General features: G+C 61.7%; 15 protein-coding genes. All 15 read right to left on the bottom strand.

Features of this window, described 5'->3' with window-relative positions; all coding sequences use genetic code 11:
• Positions 1–150: 150 nt before the first annotated feature.
• Entirely contained in the window at positions 151–1,326 is a 1,176-nt protein-coding gene (gene flhB, locus KHO49_RS09390) for a flagellar biosynthesis protein FlhB (protein WP_110595161.1), read from the bottom strand.
• Between the two features lie 3 nt (positions 1,327–1,329).
• A complete protein-coding gene (fliR, locus tag KHO49_RS09385; RefSeq protein ID WP_102878865.1) occupies positions 1,330–2,112 on the bottom strand; it encodes a flagellar biosynthetic protein FliR in 783 nt (260 codons plus the stop codon).
• Between the two features lie 4 nt (positions 2,113–2,116).
• Positions 2,117–2,386, bottom strand: a complete 270-nt coding sequence (gene fliQ, locus KHO49_RS09380) for a flagellar biosynthesis protein FliQ (RefSeq protein ID WP_102864013.1) — start codon at positions 2,384–2,386, stop codon at positions 2,117–2,119.
• 24 nt (positions 2,387–2,410) lie between these two features.
• The gene (fliP, locus tag KHO49_RS09375) at positions 2,411–3,160 is read right to left on the bottom strand and encodes a flagellar type III secretion system pore protein FliP (protein ID WP_102864014.1); all 750 of its coding nucleotides are present in this window, start codon (positions 3,158–3,160) and stop codon (positions 2,411–2,413) included.
• Entirely contained in the window at positions 3,160–3,600 is a 441-nt protein-coding gene (gene fliO / locus KHO49_RS09370) for a flagellar biosynthetic protein FliO (protein ID WP_102878864.1), read from the bottom strand. Before fliO ends, fliP begins: the two co-directional genes overlap by 1 nt.
• Positions 3,601–4,062, bottom strand: a complete 462-nt coding sequence (fliN, locus tag KHO49_RS09365) for a flagellar motor switch protein FliN (RefSeq protein ID WP_102864016.1) — start codon at positions 4,060–4,062, stop codon at positions 3,601–3,603.
• Positions 4,063–4,117: 55 nt separating this feature from the next.
• Positions 4,118–5,086 carry a flagellar motor switch protein FliM gene (gene fliM / locus KHO49_RS09360; protein WP_011059984.1) on the bottom strand — a complete coding sequence of 323 codons (969 nt, stop codon included), beginning with the start codon at positions 5,084–5,086 and terminating at the stop codon, positions 4,118–4,120.
• Positions 5,087–5,095: 9 nt separating this feature from the next.
• Entirely contained in the window at positions 5,096–5,596 is a 501-nt protein-coding gene (fliL, locus tag KHO49_RS09355; RefSeq protein ID WP_213664931.1) for a flagellar basal body-associated protein FliL, read from the bottom strand.
• Positions 5,597–5,751: 155 nt separating this feature from the next.
• Positions 5,752–7,155 carry a flagellar hook-length control protein FliK gene (locus KHO49_RS09350; protein ID WP_213664930.1) on the bottom strand — a complete coding sequence of 468 codons (1,404 nt, stop codon included), beginning with the start codon at positions 7,153–7,155 and terminating at the stop codon, positions 5,752–5,754.
• 98 nt (positions 7,156–7,253) lie between these two features.
• Positions 7,254–7,598 carry an Hpt domain-containing protein gene (locus tag KHO49_RS09345; RefSeq protein ID WP_102864019.1) on the bottom strand — a complete coding sequence of 115 codons (345 nt, stop codon included), beginning with the start codon at positions 7,596–7,598 and terminating at the stop codon, positions 7,254–7,256.
• Positions 7,599–7,628: 30 nt separating this feature from the next.
• Positions 7,629–9,335 (bottom strand): ATP-binding SpoIIE family protein phosphatase, encoded by a 1,707-nt coding sequence (locus KHO49_RS09340; RefSeq protein WP_213664929.1) that lies wholly within the window; start codon positions 9,333–9,335, stop codon positions 7,629–7,631.
• 5 nt (positions 9,336–9,340) lie between these two features.
• Complete coding sequence (locus KHO49_RS09335) at positions 9,341–9,646, bottom strand: STAS domain-containing protein (protein WP_011059979.1); 306 nt, start codon at positions 9,644–9,646, stop codon at positions 9,341–9,343.
• Between the two features lie 87 nt (positions 9,647–9,733).
• Entirely contained in the window at positions 9,734–10,183 is a 450-nt protein-coding gene (fliJ, locus tag KHO49_RS09330) for a flagellar export protein FliJ (protein ID WP_213664928.1), read from the bottom strand.
• 6 nt (positions 10,184–10,189) lie between these two features.
• Positions 10,190–11,548: a flagellar protein export ATPase FliI gene (gene fliI, locus KHO49_RS09325; protein ID WP_102878860.1), complete on the bottom strand. Its 1,359-nt coding sequence runs from the start codon at positions 11,546–11,548 to the stop codon at positions 10,190–10,192.
• On the bottom strand, positions 11,538–12,374 hold the full coding sequence (fliH, locus tag KHO49_RS09320; RefSeq protein ID WP_102864023.1) for a flagellar assembly protein FliH: 837 nt from the start codon (positions 12,372–12,374) through the stop codon (positions 11,538–11,540). Before fliH ends, fliI begins: the two co-directional genes overlap by 11 nt.
• Between the last annotated feature and the right edge of the window lie 6 nt (positions 12,375–12,380).

Raw genomic sequence — 12,380 nt, 5'->3', positions numbered from 1 at the left:
ACAAGATCGCGGGACCACCATTGTCGGCTAGCGAAGCGCCCTGGGTCAGCTGCAAGAAACAAGGTTACAAGGCGAAATAATGGCAATTAGCCATTTTTCTGACGAAAGCAGGACGCACTCGTTGGCAAGCCAGGCCCTGCATGCCTGCAGCTACACAGGCTCGATGGGGCCGCCAGAGGATTGCTTGCCGCCAGTGTCGCGCCGCAGATCCGCCGGAATCGGCAAGTCCTTGAGCGGGTCCGGACGCTTGCCCTTGCCCGCGCGGTGCTGGCGGATCTGATAGACGTAGGCCAGGACCTGGGCCACCGCCAGGTACAGGCCCGCAGGGATTTCTTCTTCAAGCTCAGTGGAGTAATAGATGGAACGCGCCAAAGCCGGCGACTCCAGCAGCATCACTTCATGGGCCACGGCAATCTCGCGGATTTTCAGGGCCAAGAAATCACTGCCCTTGGCCAGCAACACCGGAGCCCCACCCTTCTCGGCGTCATACTTGAGGGCAACGGCGTAGTGAGTCGGGTTGGTGATCACCACGTCAGCCTCGGGGATTGCCGCCATCATCCGCCGCTGAGACATCTCGCGCTGGGTCTGGCGAATCCGCTGTTTGACCTCAGGACGACCTTCCTGGTCCTTGTGCTCGTCACGCACCTCCTGCTTGGTCATCAACAACTTCTTATGGGCCTGGTAAATCTGCACCGGTACATCCACCGCCGCGATCAGGATCAGCCCGCACGCCATCCACAACGTGCTCCAACCCACCACCTGGACGCTGTGGATGATCGCCAGTTCAAGCGGTTCGTGGGCAATGCGCAGCAGATCATCAATGTCCGCCGACAGCACCGAAAGCGCCACGAACAACACCAGGCCGAATTTGGCCAGGGCCTTGAGCAGCTCGATCAACGCATTGGTGGAAAACATCCGCTTAAGACCACTCGCCGGATTCATCCGACTGAACTTGGGCGCCAGACTCTTGCCCGCGAACAACCAGCCCCCGAGGGAAATCGGCCCGATGATGGCCGCCAGCAGCAAGGTCAGCAGCACCGGCTGCACCGCCAGGATGGCGATCTTGCCCGAGTGCAGCAGGTACTGCCCCATGGCTCCCGGGCTGAGCAGCACCTCCCGGGGCAAGGAGAAATTCAGACGCATGATTTCCAGCAGGTCCTGGGCCAGACCACCGCCATATACCAGCAGACCGCCCGCCCCTGCCAACATGACGGCCAGGGTATTGAGCTCCTTGGAACGGGCAATCTCACCCTTTTCCCGGGAGTCCTTCTTGCGTTTCTCCGTGGGGTCTTCTGTCTTGTCCTGACCGCTCTCGCTTTCTGCCATGGCTCAACGCGCCTTTGCCAGTTCGCGTAAAAACTGCAGGGCCTCGGAGGCCAGCGGTTGATACTGATTGAGAATGTCAGCCAGGCTGACCCAGACAATGCCCATGCCGAGCACCAGCGTCAGGGGAAAGCCGATGGAGAAGATATTCAATTGCGGGGCGGCTCGGGTCATCACGCCAAAGGCGATGTTGACCACCAGCAGCGCGGTGATCGCCGGCAGTACCAGCAACAGCGCAGCCCCCATGACCCAACCGAGCTTGCCCGCCAGCTCCCAGTAGTGGTTGACCATCAGGCCACCGCCCACTGGCAGGGTGGTGAAGCTTTCGGTAAGGACTTCAAAGACCACCAGATGGCCGTTCATGGCCAGGAACAGCAGGGTCACCAGCATGGTGAAAAACTGCCCGATCACCGCCACCGAGACGCCGTTGGTAGGGTCGACCATGGAAGCGAAGCCCATGCCCATCTGGATCGCCACGATCTGCCCGGCGATCACAAAGGACTGGAAGAACAGCTGCAGGGAAAACCCCAGCACCGCACCGATCAGAATCTGCTCGGCAATCAGCAGCAGGCCGCTGAGATCCAAAGCACGCACTTCGGGCATGGGCGGCAGGCCCGGGACTATGACCACGGTAATCGCCAGGGCGAAATACAAACGCACGCGACGCGGCACCAGAGTGGTACCGAATATCGGCATCACCATCAGCAGCGAGGTGACCCGGAACAGCGGCAACATGAAGCTCGCCACCCAGGTACTGATCTGAGTGTCGGTCAGCGCCAACAGGGACATCGGCTCAGCCGATCAGCTGAGGAATACTGCCGTACAACTGACGGATGTATTCCATGAAGGTTTGCACCAGCCAGGGACCGGCGACAATCAGGGTCACCAGCATCACCAGCAAGCGCGGCAGAAAGCTCAGGGTCTGTTCGTTGATCTGGGTGGCCGCCTGGAACATGGCCACCATCAAGCCCACCAGCAGGCTGGGCACCACCAGCACTGCCACCATCAGAGTGGTCAGCCAGAGGGCTTCGCGAAACAGGTCTACCGCGACTTCAGGAGTCATTGTCGAGCACCCGCAAACAAGGTTTTAAACACCACCGAAACTGCCCGCCAAGGTGCCGATGATCAGGGCCCAGCCATCCACCAGGACAAACAGCATGATCTTGAACGGCAAGGAAATGATCAGCGGTGACAGCATCATCATGCCCATGGCCATCAGCACACTGGCCACCACCAGGTCGATGATCAGGAACGGGATAAAGATCATGAAGCCGATCTGGAAGGCCGTCTTGAGCTCCGAGGTGACGAAGGCCGGCACCAGGATGGTCAGCGGTGCCTGGTCGGGGCTGGCAATGTCGGTGCGCTTGGACAGGCGCATGAACAACTCCAGGTCACTGCTGCGAGTCTGCGCCAGCATAAAGTCCTTGATCGGCACCTGGGCCTTGGCCACCGCCTCCTGGGACGTGAGTTTTTCCGCCAGGTAAGGCTGCAAGGCATCCTGGTTCACCCGGTCGAACACCGGAGCCATGATGAACATGGTGAGGAACAGCGCCATGCCGGTGAGGATCTGGTTGGACGGCGTCTGCTGCAGACCCAGGGCCTGACGCAGGATCGAGAAAACGATGATGATCCGGGTGAAGCTGGTCATCAGCATGACGAACGCCGGGATGAAACTCAGCGCGGTCATGATCAGCAGGATCTGCAGGCTGACCGAGTATTCCTGCTGACCGTCGGCATTGGTGCCCAGGGTAATCGCCGGGATCGACAACGGGTCGGCCGCCAGCGCCAGCGGCGCCACCAACATCAGTGCCAACGTCAAGATGATGCGCAACGGCATTACTTCTTATCCTTATGATCCTTGCCCAACAGCTCCATCAGGCGCTGGGCAAACTCGGGCGTCGCCTGCTCGGCACTGGGCACCTGCACCGGTTCTTTGAGTACATGCAGCGGGGTGATGGTGCCCGGGGTCAGGCCCAGCAGAATCTGCTCGCTGCCCACTTGCACCAGCACCAGGCGATCGCGCGGCCCCAGGGCCCGGGAGCCGATCAACTCGATCACCTGCCCCTTCCCGGCGGGACCGGCCTGCTGCACCCGGCGCAGCAGCCAGGCGAGGAAGAAAATCAGCCCGATCACCAGCAGCAGGCCCAGCACCAGCTGGGTCAACTGCCCACTGACGCTGCCCACTGCCGGGGCTGCAGCCGCAGCTGTCGCTGCCGACTCTGCAGCCAGGGCGCCCAGGGGCAAACCGAGCACGACCACGCCAAGCAGCTTGTTCACTTAGCGCAGCTTCTTGATGCGTTCGCTGGGGCTGATCACGTCAGTCAGGCGAATACCGAACTTCTCGTTGACCACCACCACCTCGCCATGGGCGATCAGGGTGCCGTTGACCAGCACATCCAGCGGCTCGCCGGCCAGGCGATCAAGCTCGATCACCGACCCCTGGTTGAGCTGCAGCAGGTTGCGGATGTTGATGTCGGTGCTGCCCACTTCCATGGAGATCGATACCGGGATATCGAGAATCACGTCCAGGTTGGGACCGTCTAGCGTGACCGGCTCATGGCTCTTGGGCATGCTGCCGAACTCTTCCATCTGCAAACGCCCGGAGCCGGATGCGGCGCCTGCATCGGCGGCCAGCAAGGCGTCGATATCGGCCTGGCCGGCATCACCGGTTTCTTCCAGTGCAGCAGCCCATTCATCGGCCAGTGCCTGGTCGTCCTGGGAGTTAATTTCGTCAGCCATCTTGGGTCCTCGACGGGCAAAAATTCATTGAACAGCAAACAGGTTGGAGCGCCGCTCAACGGCGCTCGATCGGCTCGATCACTTGCAGCGCCAGGTTGCCCTTGTGGGAACCCAGCTTGACCTTGAACGACGGTACGCCGTTGGCACGCATGATCATGTCTTCCGGCAGTTCCACCGGGATCACATCGCCCGGCTGCATGTGCAGGATGTCCCGCAGGCGCAACTGACGACGGGCCACGGTGGCGCTCAGCGGCACTGCCACATCCAGCACGTCCTCGCGCAGTGCCTTGCTCCAGCGCTCGTCCTGGTCATCCAGGTCAGACTGGAAGCCGGCGTCGAGCATTTCGCGGATCGGCTCGATCATCGAGTACGGCATGGTCACGTGCAGGTCGCCGCCACCGCCATCGAGTTCGATGTGGAAGGTCGACACCACGATGGCTTCGCTGGGGCCGACGATGTTGGCCATGGCCGGGTTCACTTCCGAGTTTATGTACTCGAAGTTGACCGGCATGATCGCCTGCCAGGCTTCCTTCAGATCGACGAAGGCCTGCTCCAGCACCATGCGCACCACCCGCAGCTCGGTAGGCGTGAATTCACGCCCTTCGATCTTCGCGTGACGGCCATCGCCGCCGAAGAAGTTGTCCACCAGTTTGAACACCAGCTTGGCGTCGAGAATGAACAGCGCCGTGCCACGCAGCGGCTTGATCTTCACCAGGTTGAGGCTGGTGGGCACATACAGCGAGTGCACGTACTCACCAAACTTCATGACCTGCACGCCACCCACCGCCACATCGGCGGAACGACGCAGCATGTTGAACATGCTGATCCGGGTATAGCGGGCGAAACGCTCGTTGATCATTTCCAGGGTCGGCATGCGTCCGCGGACGATGCGATCCTGGCTGGTCAGGTCGTAGCTTTTGACACTGCCGGGCTCGGCAGCGTGTTCGGTCTGTACCAGACCGTCGTCGACGCCATGGAGCAGCGCATCGATCTCATCCTGGGACAGCAGGTCCTGCACGGCCATGTCGTGTTCCTACTGCAGTACGAAGTTAGTAAAGAGCAACTGCTCGACCACCACTTTGCCCACCTCTTTCTGCGCCACTTCCTGGACGCTGGCAGTGGCCTTCTGGCGGAGCATTTCCTGGCCAACCGGAGTCGCCAGGGTGTCGAAACTCTGTCCTGAGAACAGCATCACCAGGTTGTTGCGGATCACCGGCATGTGCACTTTCAGCGCATCCAGGTCGGCCTGGTTGCGCGCCAGCAGGGTAATGCTCACCTGCATGTAGCGCTGACGACCGTTCTGCGTGAAGTTGACGACGAAGGCCGGGGCCATGGGCTCGTAGATCGCTGCGGGCCTGACGTTGCTGGCGGTTTCCGCAACCGGCGCAGGCTTGCTCTGAGCACTGTGCATGAAGTACCAGGTGGCGCCGACCGACAAGCCGATGGCCAGCAACAACGCCAGAACAATCAAGAGGATAAGCTTGAGTTTGCTTTTCCCTGCGGTGGGTTTTTCTGCTGCTTCGCTCTTCGCCATGCCAATAATCCGTCACTATTCGGGGGTTCACAGTCGCACGGCAAGGCAAGAGCAAGTGTTATGCCAGATTTGTCCGAAATGGGGGGATAAGCAGCGGGGAAGGAGAAGCAAGGGGCATGGCGAGCTCTCTCGGCCACGCCCCCTCTGTCACTCAATCAGGCGTAATAGTCCACAGCGCTGGTGCCAATCACGGTCTGCACCGGGGCAGCCACTTCAGCCACGCCATGGGGCAACTCCTCGTCGCCACCGTCAAGGCGCGTGCCACTGGTGCTGGAACCACTCCTGCGGTTCTGCTCCTGTTGCGCCTGTTCCTGACCTTGCCAGCCGCGAGACTGGTCGGAAACGTTGACGTCCACCTGCCCCAACCCCTGCTGGTTGAACATGTCTCGCATACGGTGCATCTGCCCTTCCAGGGCTTCACGGACACCGGCATGGGCACTCATGAAGGTCACCTGGGTCTGCTGATCAGGAATCATGTGTACGCGAATATCCAGGCGTCCCAGCTCCGCAGGTTGCAACTGAATGTCCGCCGACCTGAGGTTGGCGCTGGACAGGTACATCACCCGATTGACCACTTCATCGGTCCAACCGCTCTGGTGCATGGCCAGCGGCTGGTTGACCGGCACCGCATTGGCGGTCTTCGGCGTCGCGGCCTGAGTCAGGGCCGCCAGACGATTGGCGAAATCATCCACCCGGGTATCGCTGGAAGCCCCCTTGAGGTCTTTCAGGCCGTCGGCAATCAGGCCAGTGAAGGCCTTTTCGCCGCCCTGCTCGGTGCTGTTCTTGCTGGTGTGCTGCTCAAGCATGCCAGCCATGCCATTGGCGAAGTTCTGCACCGACGTCAACTGACCGTCGGCATCGGCATTCGCGGGTGCAGCCTTGGGCTGAGACTGACTGGAAGCCGAGACATGCCCACCTTGCTCCATGGCCAGACGCAGCGCTGGCAAGGCATCCAGCGGATCGGCCTCAGGATCGAAGGCCTCCTTGGGCGGCTCCGCCACAGGTGCCACCGTCGGCGCTACCGCTGCCACCACTCCAGCGGGCGGCGCCACGGGCACTTCCACCTGAGGTTGCGCAGCCACTACCGGCGGCGGCACTTCAGCGACCTGGGGTTGCGGCTGGATCGCCGGCAACAGACTCGGGTCCACCGGCGCCGGATCCACCGAGGCGTCGGCCTGCGTGGTATCGGCCGGCTTGCTGTCATCACTGGCGGCAGTGGCGGGCTTGCTGTCGCTGCTCACCGGCTTATCGGCAGGCAAGGTTTTGCCGCTATCGGCAACCGCCGGCTGCGGCGCGGCAGACTGATCGCTGGCAACATCCTTCTTCGGACTGTTGTCGACGCTCTTGTCCCGTACGGGCTTGGGCGAGTTGTCGGCGAGGGCCGGCGATTTGTTCTGCGGCTTGCTCTGAGACTCCTTGGCATAGAGCTGCGCGAAGCTGGACGCCTTGTCCCCAGGCTCGGCAACGCTTGCCAGAGGGCTGGCAGGAGCCGCTTGAGTCTTGGACTTAGCGTTGGCCTGAGCTGTGGCCTGAAGAAGCGAATTAGGGGTAACAGCCATGGGACAGTCTCCGCTGCACGGGGATCAAAGGTACAGTTCAGAGACTTGACTGCAAAGGTCGAGCCAGCTTTATCAACCTGCTGACAAAAGGTCGTTTCTCAGCAGTGGAAGCGCTGCAATTCCTGCTCGCACAAGCGCCGGACAATGGCGAACTCGCCATCGATCTCCCCCACCAGCTGGCGAATGCCATCAACGGCAGACTGTCCGGCCCGCACCTCAAGCTCATGACAGAGCTCAGCCAGGCGGATCGCCCCCATATTGCTGCTACTGCCCTTGAGACTGTGGGCGGTCGCCACTAGCTGCAGAGCATCCTCGGACTTGCGCAACAGCCGCACTCGTTCCTCGGAGTCGCAGACGAAAGTGTCCAGCAGGACGGGGTATTCATCCTCCATGACTTCCTGCAATGCGTTGAGCACCGTGTGGTCCAGATGTATCTCAGCCACTTGTTCACTCCTTGATCAAGAACCCCAAGATTATGCCAGAGCCTCCCAGGAAAACTCCACGCAGACACTGCGCCCATCGTCCGCCCACACCGCCTGGCGGCTCATCTGTCGGATCAGGCTCACGCCGCGCCCCGACAAGCGCTCGGTATCGTTGGGCCGAGCCAGGATCGCCGCGACATCGAAGCCCTCGCCACTGTCTTCGATCCGCACTATCAGGCGCCCTCCCGTCTCCAGGGGCTGCACCTGCAAATGCACCCGCACAAAGCCATCCTCTAGCTCCGCCAGCCTCACGGATCGCTCGCGGTAATAGCGGCTGAAGCCCTCGGCATCCCGTTTAAGCCGGGAGTCGAGCTTGAGCACACCGTGCTCCAAGGCATTGGAATAGAGTTCGGCCAGCACGCTGTACAGAGCCCCGCTCTGGGAGCGCAGGCCGTGCACCTCCAGCAACAACTGCAACAGATACGGCAAAGGATTGAAGCGCTTGAGGGTAGCGGCGCGGAACTCGAAGCTCACCGACCAATCCAGCGGACAGGACTGGCCGCTGTCGGAGTACACCGGGGCCGGCGGCGCCAGCCTGGGAAATTCTGGCAAGCCGACTTCGACCATGCTCACATCGTCCCGGGCACTGCCACCAAAGTCCTCCAGGGCCTGCTGAATCTCCTCGAACAGTCGCTCCTGCTCGCGGTTGGCGGCAAACACCCGGTGCAACCGCTCCACACCAAACAACTCATCGGCGGCGTTGCAGGTGTCGATCACCCCGTCGGACAGCAGGAATACCCGATCCCCCGGCGCCATGGGGAACACTTCAGTGCGATCTTCGAAAGCCTCGGCACTCAGCACCCCGAGGGGCAGATGTCGCGCCACCAGGGGCGTACGCGCACTGCCGGCATGACGATACAGATACCCCTCGGGCATGCCGCCATTCCACACCTCCACTGACCGTCGCTGGTTACTCAGGCACAGCAGGGTCGCACAACAGAACATATCCACCGGCAGGATGCGCTTGAGCTTGGCATTCATCTCCCGCAGGGTTTCCGGCAGTCCGTAACCCTTGGCGGTCATGCCATAAAACACCTCGGCCAGGGGCATGGCCCCAACCGCCGCTGGCAAGCCATGACCGGTGAAGTCCCCCAACAGCACATGCATGTCACCCGCCGGGGTGTAGGCCGCCAGCAGCAAATCGCCATTGAACAGCGCGTAAGGCGACTGCAGGTAGCGGATGTTCGGCGCATCCAGGCAACCGGAATGGGCGACCTTGTCGAACACCGCCTTGGCCACCCGCTGCTCGTTGAGCAAGTAATCGTGGTGACGAGTGATCTGGTCCCGCTGCGCCAGCACGGTTTCCTGCAGGCGCCGCAAACGGTCCATGGCGTTGATCTTGGCCCCCAGAATCACCGGGTTATAGGGCTTGGCCAGAAAGTCGTCGCCACCTGCCTCCAGACAGCGAGCCAGCGCCTCCCCTTCGCTCAGGGAGGTGAGGAAGATGATCGGCACCAGGGTCTCGCCCGCCAGGGTCTTGATCCGTCGCGCGGCCTCAAAGCCGTCCATCACCGGCATCATCGCGTCCATCAGCACTATGTGCGGACGCCGCTGCTCGAACAACGCCAGGGCCTCGGCCCCATTACTGGCCGCCAGCACCTGATGCCCCTGGCGCCGGATAATGCCAGACAGCAGCAAGCGGTCCGCCGCGCCATCTTCGGCGATCAGCACACACAGGGGCTCGGTCATCGAGCGCATACCGCTCAACTGATGTCGAAAAGCTTGTCGAAATTGGAGATGGCAAGGATCTTGCGCACATCCGAGTTGCTGTTGATCACCCGGACATCGGCATTGTCGCCACCGGCGTGATCACGCAACAGCAACAGCATGCCCAGGGCCGAGCTGTCGAGGTAGGTGGCTTCCTTGAGGTCCACCACGATGGACTCTGGCGTCCGGTTCAGGCGCTCATAGGATTCACGAAACTCCTGGTGGCGTCCAAAATCGAAGCGCCCCCTGATGGAAATCGTGAGTTTTTGTCCGTCCGGGGATATTTCTGTAACGACCGACATGTGACTGCTTCCTTGTCATTGACGACGTTTAAAAGGTTTAGCACCCACTGACCCGGCGAACAACCTGCAGACGAAAAATGAGCGCTCTCAATAAGGGTTCTGACGGGGCAGACGCTGGGAAAGTTCATCCAGCAGCTTCTGTTCGCGCTTGTCCTCAAGCGCTCGAGCCTCATCAACGTAACGCTGCACCAGCTTGCGCAGCCCTTCCACCCGGGCATAAGCCTGCTGCCAGGCCTCGCGCGCGCGATCGAGGTTGTTCTGATGCCAGGCAAGGCTTTGCCGCTGCTGGGCCACGGCGGTATCCAGCTGACTGAGAAAATACTGGTAGTTCATCAACCAGTGACCACTGACGCCGAGCTTGCCGCGCTCGACCCACTGTTCCTGGTAGTCGCCACGAAAACGCTCCAGGTCCCCGAGCTTGCTCTGGGCCACACGCACCTGGCCGTGAAAGTACTCCAGACGCTGGGCAGCGGTACGCTCGGCGTTTTCCGCCATGTCCACCACCGGCGCCAGACGCGCCGCACGGCTGTCGGCCATGGCCGGTTAGCCCCCCGTCGCTGGAGCGAAAAGCATTTCCAGGTGGGTCTGGCTATGACCCAGGCTGACGTTGTCGTTAAGGCCCTGGCGCAGGTAGGCAACCATCGCCGGCTGCAGGGAGATTGCGGTGTCGGTATCGCGATCGCCACCGGCGACGTAAGCGCCAACGCTGATCAAGTCCCGAGCCTGTTGATAACGCGACCACAACTGTTTGAAGTATTGCGCCCGGGCCATGTTGTCGGGGCTGATCACCGCCGGCATGACCCGGCTGATGGAGGCCTCGATATCGATGGCGGGATAATGCCCTTCTTCGGCCAGGCGCCGGGACAGCACGATATGCCCGTCGAGCACGCCCCGAGCCGAGTCGGCGATCGGGTCCTGCTGATCGTCACCCTCGGACAGCACGGTATAGAACGCGGTAATCGAACCACCACCGGCCTCGGCATTACCGGCCCGCTCCACCAGCTTGGGCAGCTTGGCGAACACCGAAGGCGGGTAACCCTTGGTGGCCGGCGGCTCGCCAATGGCCAGAGCGATCTCCCGCTGGGCCTGGGCGAAACGGGTCAGGGAATCCATCAGCAACAGGACGTTCTTGCCCTTGTCGCGAAAATACTCGGCGATCCGCGTGCAGTACATCGCCGCCCGCAAACGCATCAACGGCGCATCGTCCGCTGGCGAAGCCACCACCACCGAACGCTTGAGCCCCTCTTCACCGAGAATGTGCTCGATGAACTCCTTGACCTCACGGCCCCGCTCGCCGATCAGCCCGACCACGATGATGTCGGCTTCGGTGAAGCGAGTCATCATGCCCAGCAGCACACTCTTGCCCACGCCGGTACCAGCGAACAGACCGAGGCGCTGGCCGCGACCTACCGTCAATAAACCGTTGATACTGCGAATGCCCACATCCAGCGGCTGGCTGATGGGGTCGCGCTTGAGGGGGTTGATGGTAGGACCGTCCATCGGCACCCAGTCCTCGGCACGCATGCCGCCCTTGCCATCCAGAGCGCGTCCGGCGCCATCCAGCACACGCCCGAGCATGCCCATGCCCATGGGCAAGCGCCCGGTATCAGCCAGAGGGACAACCCGAGCACCAGGAGCGATCCCGGCCACGCTACCGACCGGCATCAGGAACACCTTGCTCCCGGAAAAGCCCATGACTTCCGCCTCGACCTGAACCGGGTGATAGCTGTCATCGTTGATCACCAGGCAGCGGGTGCCCATGGCGGCGCGCAGGCCCTCGGCTTCAAGAGTAAGGCCGACCATGCGCAGCAGGCGGCCTTCAAGAATCGGCTGACCTGGTAGCTTGACGGCCTCGGCGTAACCTTCCAGGCGCTTGCCGAAACTGGTGCGTTCAAGGCGCATCGGGGTGTTCCGCAGGCTCGGCCTGCTCTGGAACGCTGGACTCTGCGGCGTCGACATCCGGCGCCGACGGAGTCCTTGGGCCGAGGTCCAGGCTCAGGTCAGCAGCCGCCGGGTGCAGCGACTGCTCATGCAACTGATCGGACAGTTGATCCAAGGCCTGGGTGATCCGGGTTTCGATGCTGGCGTCGATGCGGCTGTGCTCGGTCTCGACCCGGCAACCACCGGGCAGCAGCGCCTCGTCCTCGACGATGCGCCAGCTTTCCTCGTGCCGCTCGCGCAGGCTCTTGACCTGCTCGAAGTCCTGCGGATTGACATAAAGACGTACATTGCCAACCCCCAGCGGCAATAGCTTGAGGGCCTCGCGCATGACGTGTTCGATCTGACTGGAATCCATCACCAGCTCACGCTGGATCACCTGCCGGGTGACGTGCTTGACCAGATCCACCAGGGTTTGTTCGATCTGCGTATCTTGCTCGGCGATGGGCTCGAACAAATTGACCATCAACTGTTCGAGCGCCTGCAACTTGGCGACCAGGGCGACTTCAGCCTCCTGACGAACCTTGAGCGTGGTGCTGTGGAAGCCTTCCTTCTCGCCGGTGGCGAAACCTTCGTTATAGGCTTCCTGGCGAATGCTCTCGAGCTCTTCCAGGGTCAGTGGCTGGACTTCTTCCAGCGGCACTTCCTCGATTTCTTCCGGCACCTCTTCAGGCTCCGGCTCAGGCTCGGGCGGCTCGGGATCGAAACTGGGCAGCGCCCAGACGTCAAAACCCTCGACGTCCCGGGCACGAATCAGTTCGCTTTGGGACTCATCACTGCTGGACGACATAAAGCG

It is taken from the genome of Pseudomonas sp. RC4D1, assembly GCF_018390395.1.
Taxonomy (GTDB): domain Bacteria; phylum Pseudomonadota; class Gammaproteobacteria; order Pseudomonadales; family Pseudomonadaceae; genus Aquipseudomonas; species Aquipseudomonas danubii.
This window is presented reverse-complemented; position numbering and strand designations above follow the sequence as displayed.

What these genes read in the sequence shown, in the direction of transcription:
- flhB (WP_110595161.1), bottom strand. Translation starts at nt 1,326, where the DNA reads ATGGCAGAAAGCGAGAGCGGTCAGGACAAGACAGAAGACCCCACGGAG.
- fliR (WP_102878865.1), bottom strand. Translation starts at nt 2,112, where the DNA reads ATGTCCCTGTTGGCGCTGACCGACACTCAGATCAGTACCTGGGTGGCG.
- fliQ (WP_102864013.1), bottom strand. Translation starts at nt 2,386, where the DNA reads ATGACTCCTGAAGTCGCGGTAGACCTGTTTCGCGAAGCCCTCTGGCTG.
- fliP (WP_102864014.1), bottom strand. Translation starts at nt 3,160, where the DNA reads ATGCCGTTGCGCATCATCTTGACGTTGGCACTGATGTTGGTGGCGCCG.
- fliN (WP_102864016.1), bottom strand. Translation starts at nt 4,062, where the DNA reads ATGGCTGACGAAATTAACTCCCAGGACGACCAGGCACTGGCCGATGAA.
- fliM (WP_011059984.1), bottom strand. Translation starts at nt 5,086, where the DNA reads ATGGCCGTGCAGGACCTGCTGTCCCAGGATGAGATCGATGCGCTGCTC.
- fliL (WP_213664931.1), bottom strand. Translation starts at nt 5,596, where the DNA reads ATGGCGAAGAGCGAAGCAGCAGAAAAACCCACCGCAGGGAAAAGCAAA.
- KHO49_RS09350 (WP_213664930.1), bottom strand. Translation starts at nt 7,155, where the DNA reads ATGGCTGTTACCCCTAATTCGCTTCTTCAGGCCACAGCTCAGGCCAAC.
- KHO49_RS09340 (WP_213664929.1), bottom strand. Translation starts at nt 9,335, where the DNA reads ATGCGCTCGATGACCGAGCCCCTGTGTGTGCTGATCGCCGAAGATGGC.
- KHO49_RS09335 (WP_011059979.1), bottom strand. Translation starts at nt 9,646, where the DNA reads ATGTCGGTCGTTACAGAAATATCCCCGGACGGACAAAAACTCACGATT.
- fliJ (WP_213664928.1), bottom strand. Translation starts at nt 10,183, where the DNA reads ATGGCCGACAGCCGTGCGGCGCGTCTGGCGCCGGTGGTGGACATGGCG.
- fliI (WP_102878860.1), bottom strand. Translation starts at nt 11,548, where the DNA reads ATGCGCCTTGAACGCACCAGTTTCGGCAAGCGCCTGGAAGGTTACGCC.
- fliH (WP_102864023.1), bottom strand. Translation starts at nt 12,374, where the DNA reads ATGTCGTCCAGCAGTGATGAGTCCCAAAGCGAACTGATTCGTGCCCGG.